The sequence below is a fragment of the Sphingomonas trueperi genome (genome assembly GCF_040545665.1).
Taxonomy (GTDB): Bacteria; Pseudomonadota; Alphaproteobacteria; order Sphingomonadales; family Sphingomonadaceae; genus Sphingomonas; species Sphingomonas trueperi_B.
Window position 1 is genome coordinate 82,235 of the sequence record NZ_JBEPMH010000001.1, and the last position, 16,986, is coordinate 99,220.

Below are 16,986 nucleotides of genomic sequence, written 5' to 3' on the forward strand. Positions count from 1 at the left end.
TCACCAAAACGTAATTTAAGCGACTTCAGAGTGTCATTAGAACCGCATTATCGAGTCATTTTCGCCGTCTAGGGCCCGCTTGGGCGCAAGAGGGGCATCGCACGCATCGCCACGCGCCCGGTTCACAACGAAGACGGGAGAAATTGCGCGATGGCGAGCTTCAAGCGCTACGGCCTAATGTTCATGACGACAGCCGCCACTGCGGCGCTCTCCGCCTGCAACGGCGCGGACAATGTGGCCTCGCCGGGGGCAGGCAGCGTCGTGATCGTCGCGCCGACCCCGACACCCACCCCCGTGCCCACCCCGGCGCCGACCGCCGACATCACTGCCGCGCAGTTCGCTGCCCAGACTACCGTCAATGGCATTTCGATCACTGCCGACGAACAGCTGGCGCTGGTCAAGGGCGGTGCTAACAATAATGTGAACGGCCTGAGCGCGGCCATCTCCGGCCTGTTCCCGGCGACCGCCACCTCGCTCACCGCCGCGACCGATCCGTCGTCGCTGGGCAGCTTCTTCACCAGCACCAACTATGTCGGCGCGCTGAACGGCCCGACCGACACCGCCTTCCAGCAGTGGACCTGCAACTCGACCACCGCGAATTTCGGCGGCACGGGTGCTGCCTGCACCGCGGTACCCGCGGTCGGCACCGGCGGCTCGGCCGCGGCCTGCCCGACGGGCACTACCGATGACGGTCTCGTCCAGACCTTCCGCGCCTGCCGCCTGCCGGCTGCGATCACCAACAACCTGACGCTGCCGAAGATCGCGGGCGTGTTCTACCGCCTGCGCGGCCAGACCGAAGTCGGCACCGACCAGGGCGCGAGCGGCGGCACCGGCGTGACGCTGACGATCGAGCCGGGCGTCGTCATCGCGGCTGATTCGAGCGAGGCAACCAACGACCTGCTGCTCGTCAACCGCGGCTCGAAGATCCAGGCGGTCGGCACCCGCGAGGCGCCGATCATCTTCACCTCGCAGCAGAACCTGACCAACAACGGCGTCAGCGACGCGACCCAGGGCCAGTGGGGCGGCATCATCCTGCTCGGCCGTGCGCGCACCGCGGTGTGCGCCTCCGGCACCGGCGGCGCAAACCCCACGCCGTGCCAGCTCGCGATCGAAGGCGTCACCGGTCGTTTCTACGGCGGCACCGACGATGCCGACAGCAGCGGCCAGATGTCCTATGTCCAGATCCGCTATTCGGGCATCGCCATCTCGGACGGCAACGAGCTGCAGGGCCTGACGCTGGGCGGCGTCGGCTCGGGCACCGTGCTCGATCACATCCAGAGCCACAACTCGGCCGATGACGGCATCGAAATCTTCGGCGGCGCCGCGAACATCAAGTATATCGCGGTCACCGGCGCGGACGATGACGGCTTCGACGTCGACAATGGCTGGCGCGGCTTCATCCAGTTCATGATCGCGGCGCAGAAGGTCTCGGGCGCGACGGCCGACTCCTTCTCGACCGAGATCGACTCGAACAATGCCGAGGACCTGCTGCCGCGCACCTGGGGCCGCTATGCCAACTTCACCTTCATTCAGACGGCGATCGCCCCGGCGGCGATCCGGCTGCGGGGCGGTGCGGACATGACCTTCGTCAACGGCATCGTGAAGACGCCGTCGAACGTCGCCTGCGTCAACCTCGTCGCCGGCGAGACGAGCCAGACCGACCGCTCGACGATCCGCGCCAAGAACGACGCGCTGCAGGACCAGGGCCCGCCGGTGTTCAATTCGGTGTTCTTCGCCTGCAACGGCCGCTGAGGCCGCAAGCACCCGCGAACCCGAGCCGGGGTGGTGCGCGCCACCACCCCGGCATCGCACGACCTTTCAAGACTGGATGACCCGGCCATGCAGCGACGCCACGCCTATGCCACGCTTCTTCTTCTGACGTCCCAGCTCGTGCCGGCGGCGGCGCTCGCCCAGAGCGCGGCCGCGCCCGCACCGACGCCGGCAGCCCCCGCGGCGACCCCGCAGGACACAGCCGCGCCGCAGGACGCGCAGCCGCCGGTCGAGGTCTCCGCGCCGGGCTTCGACGGCTCCGTGCCGCAGGAGATCGTCGTCACCGGTCGCTACATCCCCAACGTCGTCCGCGCGACCCCGCAGGTCGTCTCGGTCCTGTCGAGCGAGGATATCGCCCGCACGGGTGAAGGCGACATCGCCGGCGCACTCAGCCGCGTCACCGGTCTCAGCGTGGTCGGCGGCGGCTTCGTCTATGTCCGCGGCCTCGGCGACCGCTATTCCTCGTCGCTGCTCAACGGCTCGCCGCTGCCGAGCCCGGAGCCGCTGCGCCGCTCGGTGCCGCTCGACATCTTTCCGACCACCATCGTCGGCTCGGCGCTCGTCCAGAAGACCTATTCGGTCAATTATCCCGGCGAGTTCGGCGGCGGCGTGATCAACCTTACCACCAAGGCGATCCCGAAGAAGGATTTCCTCACCTTCGGCGGCTCGCTCGCCGCAGACGACGCGACCACCAGCGAGCTCGGCTACACCTATTATGGCGGCAAGCACGACTGGCTCGGCTTCGACGACGGCACCCGCTCGGTGCCCGACTTCATCCGCAACGCGCCCAAGGGCACGGGCATCATCCCGGCCGACCAGGTGCTGCAGCTCTCCAACGCCTCGACCACGCTGCTCCAGCGCAACGCGCAGCTGCCGGCGAACTGGTCCGCGGAGATCAGCGGCGGCGGGGCGCTCGACCTGGGGGCCGACCAGCTCGGCATCGTCGCCTCGCTAGGCTACAGCAACACCTGGAGGACGCGGCTGATTACCCAGCAGGACAGCGTCAACACCAATGGCGACCTGCGCAACGATTTCCGCACGCTGCTGACCGACAACCGGGTGATCGCCAACGGGCTGCTCGGCCTCGGCTATGCCTTTGGCGAGAACACCATCCGCCTCACCAACGTGTACATCCGCGACGTGCTCAAGCAGGGCCGCGGCGCGGCGGCGGAAGTGTACAACAACGCCAGCGGCCTGCGCTTCCAGCAGAACACGAACTGGTTCCAGCGCGAGCTGTTCGAGACCCAAGGCGTGGCGGAGCTCCGCCCGTTCACCGGGGTGAAGCTCGATCTGCGCGGTGCCTATGCCAATTCGAAGCGCAACGCGCCCTATGAGCGCCAGTTCGACTATCTCTGCTCGGCGACCACCACCACCGGCCAGCCGATTTCCTATGACGGCGGCAACGGCGCCACCGGCTTCCAGTGCAACGGCGCCTATCAGGTCACCCAGCGCTTCTCGCCCTTCGCCTCGATCATCTTCTCGGACCTCAACGAGAATCTGTGGACTGGGCAGGGCGACCTTTCCTACAAGCCCGATGCGATCCCGCTGACGCTGTCGACCGGCTATTATTATTCGGACACCAAGCGCTTTTCGCGGCGCCTGCAGTTCAACTACCAGACCAGCGTCGGCGGCGGCACCGCGCCGGGCTATCCCTACAACCTGCTGCGCCCGGACTATCTGCTGAGCCCGGACGTGGTGAACAACGCCTGCCCGCAGCAGGGCACCGGCGCCTGCACCATCCAGCTGCAGTTCAACACGCCGCTCGGCGCCTATGCCTATGATGCGGGCTTGCGCATCCATGCCGGCTATCTCCAGGCCGAGACCGATGCGATCGACGGTCTCCGCGTGGTCGGCGGCGTGCGTTACGAGAAGGGCAAGCAGTTCGTGACGCCCGTCGACAGTCCGTCGACGCGGCTGGACAATGATTATTGGCTGCCGGCGGTCACGCTCACCTGGAACTTCGCGCCCGACATGCAGCTGCGCGGCAGCTATGCGAAGACGATCTCGCGCCCGCAGTTCCGCGAGCTCGCGCCGCAGCAGTTCCGCGATCCGGACTCGGACCGCCTGTTCTTCGGCAACCCGCTGCTGCGCGACTCGACTCTTCAGAATTTCGAGGCGCGCTACGAGTGGTTCTTCGCGCGCGAGCAGCGCTTCACGCTTGCCGGCTTCTACAAGCGGATCCGCAATCCGATCGAGCAGGTCGGCTTCTACACCGGCTCGGACGATCGACTGCAGACCGGCTTCACCAACCTGCCCAAGGCGACGCTCTATGGCGGCGAAGTCGAGGTGCAGAAGTACATCCCGCTGGAAGGGCTGAACGGCGCCTTCTTCGCGACGCGCCGGATCACCGCGATCGCCAACTACACCTACACGCATTCGGAGATCACCGCGGACTGCAGCTGCGCGCCGAACGTGCTCAACCAGACGATCGGTTCCTGTCCGACCGGGTTCGGCCCGGCGTCGCTCCAGTTCCGCGACGGCGCGCCGCTCACCGGCCAGTCCGATCATCTGGTCAATCTGCAGCTGAGCCTGGAGGACACCGCCCGCCTGTCGCAGCTGACCTTCCTGTTCAACTATGCGAGCGACCGCGTGACCAATCGCGGCCCGTCCAACCTGTCCGGCACCGGCTTCCAGCCGGACGTGATCGAGCGGCCGGGCGTGCGCTTCGACATCGTCGGGCGCCAGGGCTTCGAGATCCGCGGCGCGCAGTTCGAACTGAAGCTGGAGGCGCGCAACCTTACCCGCACGCGCTTCAACGAGCGGCAGACGTTCGACAGCGGCAAGATCGTCTATGCGAACCGCTATATCCAAGGCCGCATTTTCAGCATCGGCCTCAGCACGACCTTCTGATCGAGGCCGTTCTCAGGAGCGAAACGCCCGGGGGAGGTTCCTCCGGGCGTTTTCGCATCGCGCGGTCACCAGGCCCAGGGCCGCTCGCGGAACCACTGGGTGATCACGTATTTGGTGCCCGCGCGCACCTTCATCGCATGGTGGATCGTCGCCGGATTGATGCTGCCATCGGGCCGCAGATTGTTCCAGGCGAGCAGCTTGCCGGGCTCGGGCTGGACGATCTTGTCGATCGCCTTGAAGCGCGTGGCGCCGCCCGCCTCGACATGGTTCAGGTAGAGCATCACCGTCCAGGTCCGCTGGCCGGAGACGTCGCAGAATTTGTAGAAGTCGGGCGTGCCGGGATCGAAATAGTCGGTATGCGCCTTGAACTCCTGTCCGATCGCATAGCGCTGGCCCTGCATCGGCTCGGCATGCGCGCCGTCGAGCCCGATGAAGTCGAGGATGCGGGCTTTGAGGTCGATCGCCAGCGGGTCGTCGGCGGCGAGATCGCAGGTCTCGCTGGTGCGGAAGGCGTAATCGTCGCCGGCATTGGCGAGGGTGGAGGGGCGGCGCTTCTCGTCGATGCGCGCCACCAGCGCCGCGCATTGCGCTGCATCGAGGAAGTTGCGCACCATGAACAGCGTCACCTTCGGGCTCGGCACTTTCTGCACGCCCGGATAGGATAGAATGCGTTCGACGACCGGTTCGGAGGGATGGCCGCTGCCGAGAGAGGAAAGGGGAGACATCTGCATGGCCGCACTTTTGCCAAAACAGGTGGCTTCCTGCCAGCAGGACGCGCGATCGTCACAAATCTGCAGGTCGATTGTCATAAAGCCTGCGTAGCCGGGCCTGGTCCAGCAGGGGGATGACAGGTGCATATCGAGGTCGAACGGCATCCCGAAGCGGCAGGCGCGCCAGCGGCCGGAGCAGTGCGCCTGGAGGTGTTGCTCGCCGAGGCGGCGCAGCTCGAAGCGTCTCACCTCCATTTCGAGCCGAACAACCGGGGCATCGAGATCGCGTTCCGCGCCTCTGGGCTGCTCCATCCCTTTCGCGAGGTCGATCGGGACGAAGGCGAGGCGCTGATCCGTCAGATCACCGCCGCGGCGCGGCTGTCTCCGGAAGGCGTGCTGCCCCAGCGCGGCGAGATGCGCTGGGAAGGCGAGGTGCTAGACGTCTTCGTGCTGCCGGTCGTGCTCGGGCAGCGGGTGGTGCTACAGCGTGCGCCCCGCCAGGCCGGGCACCGCGAACTGGAGGCGCTGGGGATGAGCGCGGCGCTGGCCAACCACGCGCGCACGGTGCTGGCGCGGCCCGGTCTCGTGCTGGTGGCGGCACCGGCGGGGCAGGGCGGCAGCACGACGTTGCAGACGCTGCTCGGCCTCGCCGTATCCCGCACCCGGCCGGGCCTCGCCATCGCGACCGGTGCGATGCCCGATATGCTGGGGGTGACCTGGGCGGACGGATCGGTCGTCGCCCCGGCGGAGACCCTGCGCGCGGCGATCGACCAGGACGTCGACGTACTGATGATCGATTCGATCGCCGATCGGGCCGCCGCCGCGGCGGCAATACAGGCGGCGCAGGCGGGGCGACTGGTGCTGGCGGGGATCGATGCGGCCGATTCGGTGGCGGCGATCCAGCAGATGCGCAGCTGGCGGGTGGAGGCCTTCCACCTCGCTTCCGCGCTCGGGCTGGTGATGGCGCAGCGGCTGGTGCGGCGACTGTGCCCCGAATGCCGCGAGCCGGTGCAGGCGACCGGATCGGTCTCGGCGCTGCTTGGCTTCGATCCCGGCGCGATCGTCTACGCCTCTGCCGGGTGCGTGGTGTGCGGGGGCACGGGGTTTGCCGGGCAGACCGGCGTGTTCGAATCGATTCGCGGCGACGCGACGATCCGCCGGCTGGTCAATGACGGCGGCGATGCAGCGATTCTCGCCCGCCATGCCTTTATCAGCACCCCCAATCTGGGCTCCGCCGCACGGCACCTCGCCCGCACCGGGGTGACGACGCCGGAGGAGGCAGTGAAAATTTCCCGCGGGCAGGGTGCGTAATCATCTTGCGCTCCGCTTCGGAGCCCGCTAAGCGCGCACTCCTTCACGGCGACCATAGCTCAATCGGTTAGAGCGCTGGTTTGTGGTACCAGAGGTTGCGGGTTCGATCCCCGTTGGTCGCCCCATTTTCCCCCTTCATCACAGCGCGGATCCATCCATGATCACCGACTGGGGCTTTCCCGATTTCGACGACCACGAGGGCGTTCACCTCTTCTCGGATCGGGCTTCCGGCCTTAGCGCGATCATCGCGGTCCACTCGACCGCGCTGGGCGCTGCCGCGGGTGGCGTGCGCTTCTGGCACTATGCCGATCACCGCGCCGCGATCACCGATGCGCTCCGCCTCTCGCGGGGGATGAGCTACAAGAACGCGATGGCCGATCTGCCGATGGGCGGCGGCAAGGGCGTGATCCTCGCGGACAAGCCGGGTGCGGAAGTGACCCAGGCGCAGCTGGAAGCCTTCGGCCGCGCAGTCGAGTCGCTCCATGGCCGCTACGTGACCGCCGAGGACGTCGGCATGTCCGAAGCGCGGATGAAGGTCGTCGCGACCCAGACCGAGCATGTCTCCGGCCTGCCGGTGGCGGCGGGCAGCGCGGGCGGCGATCCGGGCCCGGTGACGGCGCGCGGTGTCTATCTCGGCGTCAAGGCGGCGGCGAAGCGCGGGCTGGGCGTCGATTCGATGGCCGGCGTGCGCGTTGCAATACAGGGCGTCGGCTCGGTCGGCGGCGGGCTTGCCCGGCTGCTGGCGGCGGACGGCGCGAAGCTGACCCTGGCCGACGTGCATGGCGACCGCGCCAAGGCGCTGGCTGCCGAGCTGGGGGCCGAGGCGATCGATGCCGATGCGATCCTGACGCACGAAGCCGATATTCTCAGCCCCTGCGCGCTGGGGGCGATCCTCACCGAACAGTCGATCGCGGCGCTGAAGGTGCGCGTCGTCGCCGGCGGTGCGAACAACCAGCTCGCCACGCGCGAGGACGGCCACCGCCTGCATGCGCGCGGCATCGTCTATGCGCCGGATTATGTGATCAACGCCGGCGGCATCATCAACGTCGCGCTCGAATATCTCGGGCAGGGCGACCGCTCCGAGGTCGATGCGCGGGTCGAGAAGATCCCGGTGCGCCTCGACCAGGTGTGGGATGAAAGCGCCGCGACCCGCGATCCGTCGAGCGAAGTCGCCGACCGCATCGCCCAGCGCCTGATCGGGCGGTAATCCTTTTTAGATCCTCCCCGGAACGGGGAGGGGGACCATTCGCGCAGCGAATGGTGGAGGGGGCTCTCCACGCGCGAGTCCGGTGTTGAAGCCCCCCTCCACCACGCGGCTTGCGCCGCGCGGTCCCCCTCCCCGTGCCGGGGAGGATCTTGACGTTACAACCACGCGGTCTGCGCCGCCAGCCACAGGCCGATCGCGACGAACAGCAGCGCCGCGATGCGGTGCACGGTCGTCAGCGGCACCCGGTCGATCACCGCCTTGCCGAGGAACACTGCCGGCACATTGGCGAGCATCATCCCCAGCGTCGTCCCCGCCGTCACCGGCAGCACCGCATGGAAGCGCGCGCCGAGCGCCACCGTGGCGACCTGCGTCTTGTCGCCCATCTCGACCAGGAAGAAGGCGATGGCCGTGGTGAGGAACGCGCCGAACCGGGCCGGCTTGGGCGCTTCCTCCTCGTCGAGCTTGTCCGGGATCAGCGTCCACAGGCCCATCGCGACGAACGACGCGGCGATCGCATAGCGGAACCAGATGCTGTCGAGCAGCCCGGCGACTTCGGCACCCACCAAAGCGGCGAGGAAATGGTTGGCGATCGTCGCGGCGAAGATGCCGCAGATGATCGGCACCGGCTTTTTGAAGCGGGTGGCGAGCAAAATCGCCAGCAGCTGGGTCTTGTCGCCGATTTCGGCGAGCGCGACCACCGCGGTGGAGGTGAGCAGGGCTTCCAAGAAAATCTCCGGGGCCGGGCGGATGCGAATCCAACGACATCGCATCTCCCCGCCCGGCACGAGCGGAAATGCGACGCCATTGGTCTCGCCCGAACCTTGCGGCTCCGCCTGCGCCATGGCCTCTCGACCAAGTATGTTGACGCAAGCGCCCGGTGCGCGCGGCACCGACTGGCTACTCCCCAGATGACCGGGCTCGGGTAGCGGAGGCTGCACGGCTTTGCAACCCTATGCGCAAGGAGGGGCGGGGCGGTGCAATCGCTGCTTGGAATCGGGGGAGAAACCCGGCTAATCCTCTCCGCGTGCCGATGCTTCACGCCCTCGCCAATCCGGCGCGCTTCCTCAAGATCGCCCGGCCGCTGACGCCTGCCCTGTTCTGGGTAGGTCTTGCACTGACGCTGTTCGGCGCCTGGGCCGGTCTTACCCAGACGCCCGCCGACTATCTGCAGAAGGACAGCGTGCGCATCCTCTATATCCATGTGCCGACCGCCTGGCTGGGCATGGGCGGGTGGAGCAGCCTGGCGGTAGCCTGTTTGAGCTATCTGATCTGGCGGCACCCGCTGGCCATCGTCGCCGCGCGCGCCATCGCGCCGGTCGGCGCGATCTTCGCCGCGCTGTGCCTGATCACCGGCTCGATCTGGGGACGTCCGACCTGGGGCACCTGGTGGGAATGGGACGGACGGCTGACCAGCATGCTGCTGCTTTTCTTCGTCTATATCGCCTGGATCGCGCTCGCCCGCGCCGATGCAGAGCGGAGCGGCGACGGGCGTATTCCGGCGCTGTTCGGTGTCGCGGGAACGGTGCTATTGCCTATCATTCGCTATTCGGTGGTGTGGTGGAACACGCTGCACCAGGGGGAAAGCATCGGCCTCACCCGCAGCAGTATCGACGCTTCAATGCTCTGGCCGCTCTGGTTCACCTTGTCGGGATTCAGTCTGCTCTTCGGAGCGATCGTGCTGATGCGGATGCGCACGCTGCTCGCCCGGCAGAAGGTCGAGGCCCGGCTGCGGCGGAGGGCGGCGCAATGAACCATTGGTGGTTCGTGACCGCCGCCTATCTGGTGGTGGCGCTCGGCACCGGCGGCATTGCCGCCGCGAGCTGGTGGGGGATGCGCCGCGCGGAAGCCGCCGCCGAAGCGCTGGGACGCCGCGCGTGAAGGCAAAGCATCAACGATTGACGCTCGCATTGCTAGCGGTCGCTGCGATCATCGGCGCGGCGCTGCTGGCGCTTTCCGCGCTCAAGGACCAGGCGGCCTTCTTCTACGCCCCCGGGGACGTCGCCGGAAAGCCCTTGCCGCTGGGCAAGGCGGTGCGGCTGGGCGGCATGGTCGAGAAGGGCTCGCTGGTCCGCGCCAAGGACGGTGTGTCGATCGCCTTCAAGGTCACCGACGGCAAGGACGTGGTGCCGGTGCGTTTCCGCGGCGTGACGCCGGACCTCTTCCGCGAAGGATCGGGCGTGGTCGCCGAAGGCCAGTTCCAGCCGGACGGCAGTTTCGCCGCCGACAATCTGCTCGCCAAGCATGACGAGCGCTACATGCCGCCGCAAATGGCGGGGAAGATGCACAAGAGCGAGTCGCTGGAGCCATGATCGCCGAAGCCGGGCTCGCGGCGCTGTGGCTCGCCACCGCCTTCGCCATTGCGCAGCTGCTGCTGGGCGCCGCCGCCGCGCGGGCGGGCGATCCGGGCGCGATGCTGCCGGGGGTGCGCAAGATTGCGCTGGTCCAGGCGCTGTTCGCGCTGCTGGCCTTCCTGATCCTGATCTGGCTGTTCGTCACCTCGGACATGTCGGTGCTGCTGGTGGCGGAGAACAGCCATTCGTTGAAGCCGATGCTCTACAAGGTCGCCGGCGCCTGGGGGAACCACGAAGGCTCGATGCTGCTCTGGGTGACCGTGCTCGCAGTCGCCGGCGCAGGCGTGGCGCTGTTCGAGCGGCGGCTGGTGGCGGAGACGCTGTCGGCGACGCTCGCCGCACAGGCCGCGATCGCGATCGGCTTCTACGCCTTCCTCGCCTTTGCCTCGAACCCCTTCGCGCGGCTCAACCCCGCGCCGGCGGACGGGCAGGGGCTCAACCCGCTGCTGCAGGATCCTGGCCTCGCCTTCCATCCGCCGACGCTCTATCTCGGCTATGTCGGCCTTTCGGTCGCCTTCAGTTTCGCGGTCGCGGCGCTGCTGATGCGCGACGTCGGCCCCGCCTTCGCCAAGGCGATGCGGCCCTGGGTGCTCGCCGCCTGGATCTTCCTGACGATCGGCATCACCGCCGGCAGCTACTGGGCCTATTACGAGCTCGGCTGGGGCGGCTGGTGGTTCTGGGACCCGGTGGAGAATGCCTCGCTGATGCCGTGGCTCGCGGCGACCGCGCTGCTCCATTCGGTCAACGTGCTGGCGACGCGGGACGGCCTGCGCGCCTGGACGCTGATGCTGGCGGTGGTCGCCTTCTCGATGTCGATGGTCGGCACCTTCCTGGTGCGCTCGGGCATCCTGGTGAGCGTCCACGCCTTCGCGGTGGACCCGACCCGCGGGAGCTTCCTGCTGGCGCTGCTCGGCATCTATATCGGCGGCGCGCTGGCGCTGTTCGGCGCGCGGGTGGGCACGGTGACGCAGGGCGCGACCTTCCAGCTGGTCAGCCGCGAGGCGGCGCTGGTGCTCAACAACCTGCTCCTCAGCGTGATCCTGGGTATCGTGCTGATCGGCACGCTCTATCCGCTCGTGGCGCAAGCGATGGGCGTACAGCTGTCGATCGGTGCACCCTTCTTCGAGAAGACCGCGGTGCCGGTCGCGCTGTTCCTGGTCGCAGGTACGGCGGCGGGGCCGCTGCTGCGCTGGCGGAAGGATTCGGCGCAGGCACTGCTCTCCCGCCTGACGATCCCGGTTGCCGTCGCGGGCGTCGCCTTCGCGCTGTTCTTCGCGCTGTCGGGCTTCGCATCGCCGATCGCGGTGCTGGTGCTGGCGCTGGCCTTCGGGCTGGCGGCCGCGAGTATCGCGCCTTTGTGGAAGCGCAATCTGCGCCGCACGCCGCTTCCGATCTACGGCATGGTCGTCGCGCATCTCGGCATGGCGGTGAGCCTGGGCGGCATGGCGGCGGACACGCTCTTCAAGCAGGAGCGGCTGGCCGCCGTGGCGATCGGGGACAATCTCACCGTCGGCCCGTTCAAGGTGACCCTGAGCGAGGTGCGGCCCACCGTCGGCCCCAACTGGTCGGCACTGGAGGCAAGGCTGCAGGTGCAGCGCGGGACCGCCGAGCCGTTCGAGCTGGTGCCCCAGCAGCGCTTCTTCGCCAACCCGCCTACCAATACCAGCGAGGCGGCGATCGCCACCTTGTGGGACGGCCAGGTCTATACCGTGCTCGGCGCGGCGGACGGGGCGGGGCGCTGGCAGCTCCGCTTGTGGTGGAAGCCCTTCGTCACGCTGATCTGGGCGGGCGGCGGGCTGATCGCCTTGGGCGGCATCCTGTCGCTGCTTGGCCGGGTGCTCCGCGCCCGCCGCGAGGCGCGCGAGCGGGAGGAATGGGCATGAAGAAGCTGCTGATCTGGCTGCCGCTCGCCCTGTTCGTACTTGTCTTCGTGCTGGTGGTGAACGGCCTGATCCAGCCGAGCGACCGCATCGTCCGCTCGGCCATGGTCGGCAAGCCGCTGCCCACGCTGCAGCTCCCCGCGATCGTTGCGGGCAAGCCCGGCATCGACACGGCGGCCTGGCCCAAGGGCAAGCCGCGGCTGCTCAACGTTTTCGCCAGCTGGTGCATCCCTTGCGTCGCCGAGGCGCCGCAGCTGCTCAAGCTCAAGCAGGCGGGCGCGCAGATCGACGCGATCGCGGTGCGCGACACTGCGGCCGAGGTGCGGGCCTTCCTCGCCCGCAACGGCGACCCCTATACCCGCATCGGCGACGATGCGGCGATGCGGGCGCAGCTCTCGCTCGGCTCCTCGGGCGTGCCGGAGACCTTCGTGATCGACTCGCGCGGGGTGATCGTCGACCAGCATATCGGCGACATTCGTGCCGAGGACGTGCCCAAGCTGCTTGCCGCGCTGGAGAAGGCGAAGTGAGGCGGGCGCTGCTGCCCATCGCGCTGCTGCTGGCCGGCGCGGCGCACGCGGATTCGACGCTGCCGGCGTCGCCGCTCGCCTATACCCAGCTGCCCGACCCCGACCAGGAAGCCCAGGCCAAGGCGCTGATGGAGACGCTGCGCTGCCTCGTCTGCCAGGGCCAGAGTATCGCCGACAGCGACGCGGACATGGCCGGCGAGATGCGCGCGCTGGTCCGCCAGCGGATCGCCGCGGGCGAGCGGCCCGCCCAGGTCCGCAAATGGCTGATGGAGCGCTATGGCGACTATGTCACCTACGACCCGCCGCTGAGCTGGGTCACCGCACCGCTGTGGATCGCCCCGCTGGCGCTGCTCGCCCTCGGCCTGCTGATCGCGCGCCGCCTGTTCAAGAGGAAGACGGCATGACGGGATGGCTGGTCTTCGGCGGCTTTGCGGTGCTTGCGATTGCGCTATTGCTACTCATTCGCTTTCCGAAGCGCTTCTGGACGGTGCCGGCGATGGCGGTGATGCTGGCGGGCGCCGGCTATGCCTGGCAGGGGCAGCCGAGCCTGCCGGACCATCCGGTGGAAGGCGTCGCCAGCGTGCGCCCGCTCGATCCCGACCTGATCGCGGCGCGCGAGGGCCTCTTCGGGCGGTTCAACTTCGACTACAGCTACTTCATGGCGGCCGATGCGATGACCCGCGCCGGAGCGCCACAGCTCGCCGCGAACGTGATGCTGGGCGCGGTGCGCAAGGCTCCGAACGATTTGGGGCTCTGGTCCGGGCTCGGTCTCGCGCTTGCCGAACATGACGGCGACCAGCTTTCGCCTGCGGCGCGCTACGCCTTCGACAAGGCCGAGACGCTTGCGCCGAACCACCCCGGGCCGCCCTTCTACCGCGGTGTCGCGCTGGCCCGGGCTGGGGATCTGGCGGGCGCCCGCCAGGCCTGGGGCAAGGCGCTCCGCCTCCTCCCGCCGAGCGCAAGCTATCGCGACGACATGGTAAGCGTGATGCTGAAGCTCGATCCGGGCCTGGCCGCTGTCGCGAGGGGCGCGCAAGCCCCGGCCGCGGCGCCCGCCAGACCCTAAGGCAGCGTCAACCCTCTATACTGGAAGGAGCGCCGCGTACGGGCGCGCCTTCCAGGGACGGTGACTGCAATGAAGAAGACCGCGCACAAAGCCGCCGCCAAGACCGAACAGGCCGCGCGTGCGCAGGCGCAGGACATGCTGCACACCATGTTGCAGGACCTGATCCAGATCGACGATCGGCCGGAGATCTGGGCAGCATTCCCCCAGTTCCTGCAGGCGTTGCCGCATTTCTCCTCTGTGATCCGCGACACACACGCCGCGGCGATGCGCAGCAATCCTAAGATCGAGCTCTTCTTGGCGATCGCGCTCGAGATCCTCGTCGCGATGTGCGAAGCGCATGAGGGGCAACTGCCCGCTGCGGTTGCTCGCCTCACGCGCGCTGCGACGATGCAAAGCAATTCGCTGCTGCTCCAAGGCGCCCTGTTTCACGTCCAAGGCCTGGCCGATCCCGCCAATCCCAAATACCGGCTGGAGGGGCGCTTCTGCGTCAAGCCGTTCGTCGAACTCCATGTGCTGGACAATAGCACGCACCAATGCTGCGCGAACTGGCTGCCCACCTCGGCGGGCGACCTGAGCCAGTCGGATTGGGAGAGCGTGTGGAACTCGCAGGCGGCGCAAGCGGTGCGCGCCAGCATCCATGACGGCAGCTATCGCCATTGCAACAAGACGGCCTGTCCTGAAATCCAGGCCGGCACGCTGCCGACGAGGCAGGAGGCGATGGTACGTTGGCCGAGCCTTGCCGCACTGATCGCCGAGCGCGAAACCGAGATGCAGCAGGGGCCGCAGGACGTGAACCTCGCCTATGACGTTACCTGCAACCTCTCCTGCCCGAGCTGCCGCACGAGCAAACAGGCTGCAGATGCCGCCACGCGCGAGCGCTACAGCGCGATGCAGGAGCGCGCGATCCTGCCGATGCTGCGGGATGCCAAGTCGGTGTTCATCACGGGATCGGGCGATCCCTTCGCCAGCAAGAATTTCCGCCAGCTGATGGAGCGGCTGACCGCGGACGACTATCCCGAGCTGCGCTTCCGCATCATGACCAACGCGATGCTGTTCACCCCGTGCGAGTGGGAGAAGTTCCCGGCGCTGCATGGCCGTGTCCAGTCGCTCCAGATCAGCATCGACGGGGCGTCTAAGGAAACCCACGAACTGCTTCGACGTGGCGCGCGCTGGGAGGTGATGGAGGAAAATCTGCGCTTCGCCGCCGACCTCTTGGCGCAGGGACTGGTGGACTCGCTGTATCTCAGCTTCACGGTGCAGGTGGACAATTTCCACGAGATGGGCGCCGCGGTCGATCTGGCCGAAAGTCTTGGGGTCACCAGCCTCTATTTCGGCAAGATGACCAACTGGGGCACCTTCTCGCCGGAAGAATATGCGCAGAAGGCGGTATTCGCGCCCACCCATCCGCAATATCGCGCGTTCCTGGCGGCGATGGCGGATCCGCGGTTGCGCTCGCGTCGCGCGATTCTGGGCAATCTGGTCGACTATCTGCCGCAGCAGGCCGTAGTGGCCTGAGCCCTCTCGCCCGGGCAGGTGCCCGGACGAGAGGGGCGGGGTTCAGCCCGCCCAGGCTTCGAAGGGCAAGTCTAGCGCGTCGGCCACCGCCTGGTGACGGATCTTGCCGCCCGAGACGTTGAGGCCGTTGGCGAGGTGACGATCGGCCTGCATCGCGGCTTCCGCGCCGTGGTTGGCGAGCTTGAGCACGAAGGGCAGCGTCGCATTGTTCAGCGCGAAGGCCGAGGTGCGGGCGACCGCACCGGGCATGTTCGCCACGCAATAGTGGATCACGCCGTCGATCTCGAACACGGGATCGTCATGGGTGGTCGCACGGCTGGTCTCGAAGCAGCCGCCCTGGTCGATCGCGATGTCGACGAGCACCGAGCCGCGCATCATCGTCTTGAGCATGTCGCGCGTGACGAGCTTGGGCGCCGCCGCACCCGGCACCAGCACCGCGCCGATCACCACCTGCGAGGTGCGGACCGCCTCGGCGATCGCGGCCTTGCTGGCATAAGCGGTCTTGATCTGGCTGCCGAAATGCATGTCGAGCTCGGCAAGGCGCTCGTTGTTGATGTCGTAGATCGTCACGTCGGCGCGCTGGCCGGTCGCCATCTGCGCGGCGTTGATGCCCGAGACGCCGCCGCCGAGGATCGCCACCTTGCACGGTGCCACGCCCGGCACGCCGCCGAGCAGCTCGCCGCGGCCGCCCTGTTCCTTCTCGAGATAGTGCGAGGCGACCTGGACCGACATGCGGCCGGCGACTTCGCTCATCGGCTTGAGCAGCGGCAGGGCGCCCGAGTTGGAGGTCACCGTCTCATAGGCGATGCAGGTCGCGCCGGACTTCATCAGGCCCTCGGCCTGCGGCTTGTCGGCGGCGAGGTGGAGATAGGTGAACAGCAGGTGGCGCGGCTCGAGCAGCGCGATTTCCTGCGGCTGCGGCTCCTTCACCTTCACGATCATGTCCGACTGGGCGAACACGGTCTTGGCGTCGGGCGCGATCTGCGCGCCGACCGCGGTGTAGGCGGCATCGTCGAAATCGATGCCCATGCCGGCCTTGGTCTCGACCAGCACGCTGTGGCCGGCATGGACCAGCTCCGCCACCGAGGCGGGGGTCAGGCCGACACGATATTCGTGATTCTTGATTTCCTTGGGAACGCCGATGCGCATGGGAACTCTCCTAAGTCCTGGTGCGCGCGATATACCGCGGATCCGCCACGCGAATCTCTGCAAAGCAGGCCGCGCCAGCGGCCGCTGTATGCATGGATCTTGCGTTTGTTGGGCTGTCGCGCGCATTCCATGCGGAATGGATCGAATCGACACAGCAATCCTCAAGCTGCTCGCCGCAGACGCGCGCGCGCCGGTGAGCCAAGTAGCGGCGGCGGTGGGGCTGTCGCAATCCGCCTGCACCCGGCGCATCCAGGCGCTGGAGGCGAACGGCCTGATCCGGGGCTATGGCGCGCGGCTCGGGCACCGCACGCTCGGCTTCCGCGTCACCGCGCTGGTCGACATCACGCTCGGTACGCAGGTCGAGGAAGACCTTGCCCAGTTCGAGGCGGCCGTGGGGCGGATCGACGGGGTGGTCGAGTGCGCGCTGGTCTCGGGCGGGCAGGATTACCGGCTCAAGATCCTGTGCCGCGACCTCGACGATTACGAACGGCTGCACCGCGAACATCTCGGCCGGCTGCCCGGCGTGGTCACGATCAACAGCAGTTTCGTCCTGCGCGAGGTGCCGACACGGGGCGAGGGCGACGCCTTGTTCGGGGCCGCGCGATGACTATCTTGGGGTCCGTTGGAACGGGCGGGGCGCTGGTGCGTCT

16 protein-coding genes, 1 tRNA gene and 1 riboswitch are annotated in these 16,986 nt (G+C 67.9%); of the genes, 14 read left to right on the top strand and 3 right to left on the bottom strand.

All coding sequences use genetic code 11. The annotated features are described in order from the left end of the window. Window positions 1-150 precede the first annotated feature (150 nt). Window positions 151-1,752: a hypothetical protein gene (locus ABIC65_RS00385; protein WP_354306236.1), complete on the top strand. Its 1,602-nt coding sequence runs from the start codon at window positions 151-153 to the stop codon at window positions 1,750-1,752. An 87-nt stretch (window positions 1,753-1,839) separates the two neighbouring features. Continuing rightward, window positions 1,840-4,620 carry a TonB-dependent receptor domain-containing protein gene (locus tag ABIC65_RS00390; RefSeq protein WP_354306237.1) on the top strand — a complete coding sequence of 927 codons (2,781 nt, stop codon included), beginning with the start codon at window positions 1,840-1,842 and terminating at the stop codon, window positions 4,618-4,620. Between the two features lie 65 nt (window positions 4,621-4,685). On the opposite strand, the gene ABIC65_RS00395 is transcribed toward ABIC65_RS00390, so the two are convergent. After that, window positions 4,686-5,345, bottom strand: coding sequence for a prolyl hydroxylase family protein (locus ABIC65_RS00395; protein ID WP_354307743.1), 660 nt, complete (start codon window positions 5,343-5,345; stop codon window positions 4,686-4,688). Window positions 5,346-5,471: 126 nt separating this feature from the next. Between ABIC65_RS00395 and ABIC65_RS00400 the strand changes: the two genes are divergently transcribed. The 3 genes from ABIC65_RS00400 to ABIC65_RS00410 all read left to right on the top strand — a co-directional run bounded on the left by ABIC65_RS00400 (window position 5,472) and on the right by ABIC65_RS00410 (window position 7,848). After that, complete coding sequence (locus tag ABIC65_RS00400) at window positions 5,472-6,641, top strand: GspE/PulE family protein (RefSeq protein ID WP_354306238.1); 1,170 nt, start codon at window positions 5,472-5,474, stop codon at window positions 6,639-6,641. Window positions 6,642-6,689: 48 nt separating this feature from the next. After that, window positions 6,690-6,766, top strand: a tRNA-His gene (locus tag ABIC65_RS00405). Between the two features lie 32 nt (window positions 6,767-6,798). Then, window positions 6,799-7,848: a Glu/Leu/Phe/Val family dehydrogenase gene (locus tag ABIC65_RS00410; RefSeq protein ID WP_354306239.1), complete on the top strand. Its 1,050-nt coding sequence runs from the start codon at window positions 6,799-6,801 to the stop codon at window positions 7,846-7,848. Window positions 7,849-8,003: 155 nt separating this feature from the next. On the opposite strand, the gene ABIC65_RS00415 is transcribed toward ABIC65_RS00410, so the two are convergent. Then, window positions 8,004-8,573: a TMEM165/GDT1 family protein gene (locus ABIC65_RS00415; protein WP_354306240.1), complete on the bottom strand. Its 570-nt coding sequence runs from the start codon at window positions 8,571-8,573 to the stop codon at window positions 8,004-8,006. A 10-nt stretch (window positions 8,574-8,583) separates the two neighbouring features. Further along, window positions 8,584-8,767: riboswitch (yybP-ykoY riboswitch) on the bottom strand. Between the two features lie 111 nt (window positions 8,768-8,878). Between ABIC65_RS00415 and ccmC the strand changes: the two genes are divergently transcribed. The 8 genes from ccmC to ABIC65_RS00455 all read left to right on the top strand — a co-directional run bounded on the left by ccmC (window position 8,879) and on the right by ABIC65_RS00455 (window position 15,187). Then, complete coding sequence (gene ccmC, locus ABIC65_RS00420; protein WP_354307744.1) at window positions 8,879-9,598, top strand: heme ABC transporter permease CcmC; 720 nt, start codon at window positions 8,879-8,881, stop codon at window positions 9,596-9,598. Beyond that, window positions 9,595-9,726, top strand: a complete 132-nt coding sequence (locus ABIC65_RS00425; protein ID WP_354306241.1) for a hypothetical protein — start codon at window positions 9,595-9,597, stop codon at window positions 9,724-9,726. Before ccmC ends, ABIC65_RS00425 begins: the two co-directional genes overlap by 4 nt. Beyond that, window positions 9,723-10,157 (top strand): cytochrome c maturation protein CcmE, encoded by a 435-nt coding sequence (gene ccmE / locus ABIC65_RS00430; protein ID WP_121077827.1) that lies wholly within the window; start codon window positions 9,723-9,725, stop codon window positions 10,155-10,157. The genes ABIC65_RS00425 and ccmE overlap by 4 nt, the downstream gene beginning before the upstream one ends. Then, window positions 10,154-12,082, top strand: coding sequence for a heme lyase CcmF/NrfE family subunit (locus ABIC65_RS00435; RefSeq protein WP_354306242.1), 1,929 nt, complete (start codon window positions 10,154-10,156; stop codon window positions 12,080-12,082). The genes ccmE and ABIC65_RS00435 overlap by 4 nt, the downstream gene beginning before the upstream one ends. Continuing rightward, entirely contained in the window at window positions 12,079-12,606 is a 528-nt protein-coding gene (locus tag ABIC65_RS00440) for a redoxin family protein (RefSeq protein WP_141985101.1), read from the top strand. Before ABIC65_RS00435 ends, ABIC65_RS00440 begins: the two co-directional genes overlap by 4 nt. Beyond that, the gene (locus tag ABIC65_RS00445) at window positions 12,603-13,010 is read left to right on the top strand and encodes a cytochrome c-type biogenesis protein (protein WP_354306243.1); all 408 of its coding nucleotides are present in this window, start codon (window positions 12,603-12,605) and stop codon (window positions 13,008-13,010) included. The genes ABIC65_RS00440 and ABIC65_RS00445 overlap by 4 nt, the downstream gene beginning before the upstream one ends. Beyond that, window positions 13,007-13,672, top strand: coding sequence for a tetratricopeptide repeat protein (locus tag ABIC65_RS00450; RefSeq protein ID WP_354306244.1), 666 nt, complete (start codon window positions 13,007-13,009; stop codon window positions 13,670-13,672). Before ABIC65_RS00445 ends, ABIC65_RS00450 begins: the two co-directional genes overlap by 4 nt. Before the next feature lie 69 nt (window positions 13,673-13,741). After that, window positions 13,742-15,187: a radical SAM protein gene (locus tag ABIC65_RS00455; protein WP_354306245.1), complete on the top strand. Its 1,446-nt coding sequence runs from the start codon at window positions 13,742-13,744 to the stop codon at window positions 15,185-15,187. A 42-nt stretch (window positions 15,188-15,229) separates the two neighbouring features. On the opposite strand, the gene ald is transcribed toward ABIC65_RS00455, so the two are convergent. Further along, a complete protein-coding gene (gene ald / locus ABIC65_RS00460) occupies window positions 15,230-16,336 on the bottom strand; it encodes an alanine dehydrogenase (RefSeq protein WP_354306246.1) in 1,107 nt (368 codons plus the stop codon). A gap of 136 nt (window positions 16,337-16,472) precedes the next feature. Between ald and ABIC65_RS00465 the strand changes: the two genes are divergently transcribed. Then, entirely contained in the window at window positions 16,473-16,943 is a 471-nt protein-coding gene (locus ABIC65_RS00465) for an Lrp/AsnC family transcriptional regulator (RefSeq protein ID WP_141985104.1), read from the top strand. The last annotated feature ends 43 nt before the right edge of the window (window positions 16,944-16,986 follow it).

Coding starts and splice junctions, on each gene's coding strand:
- ABIC65_RS00385 (WP_354306236.1), top strand. CDS start 151: ATGGCGAGCTTCAAGCGCTACGGCCTAATGTTCATGACGACAGCCGCC.
- ABIC65_RS00395 (WP_354307743.1), bottom strand. CDS start 5,345: ATGTCTCCCCTTTCCTCTCTCGGCAGCGGCCATCCCTCCGAACCGGTC.
- ald (WP_354306246.1), bottom strand. CDS start 16,336: ATGCGCATCGGCGTTCCCAAGGAAATCAAGAATCACGAATATCGTGTC.
- ABIC65_RS00390 (WP_354306237.1), top strand. CDS start 1,840: ATGCAGCGACGCCACGCCTATGCCACGCTTCTTCTTCTGACGTCCCAG.
- ABIC65_RS00410 (WP_354306239.1), top strand. CDS start 6,799: ATGATCACCGACTGGGGCTTTCCCGATTTCGACGACCACGAGGGCGTT.
- ABIC65_RS00455 (WP_354306245.1), top strand. CDS start 13,742: ATGAAGAAGACCGCGCACAAAGCCGCCGCCAAGACCGAACAGGCCGCG.
- ABIC65_RS00440 (WP_141985101.1), top strand. CDS start 12,079: ATGAAGAAGCTGCTGATCTGGCTGCCGCTCGCCCTGTTCGTACTTGTC.
- ABIC65_RS00465 (WP_141985104.1), top strand. CDS start 16,473: ATGGATCGAATCGACACAGCAATCCTCAAGCTGCTCGCCGCAGACGCG.
- ABIC65_RS00450 (WP_354306244.1), top strand. CDS start 13,007: ATGACGGGATGGCTGGTCTTCGGCGGCTTTGCGGTGCTTGCGATTGCG.
- ccmC (WP_354307744.1), top strand. CDS start 8,879: ATGCTTCACGCCCTCGCCAATCCGGCGCGCTTCCTCAAGATCGCCCGG.
- ABIC65_RS00435 (WP_354306242.1), top strand. CDS start 10,154: ATGATCGCCGAAGCCGGGCTCGCGGCGCTGTGGCTCGCCACCGCCTTC.
- ABIC65_RS00425 (WP_354306241.1), top strand. CDS start 9,595: ATGAACCATTGGTGGTTCGTGACCGCCGCCTATCTGGTGGTGGCGCTC.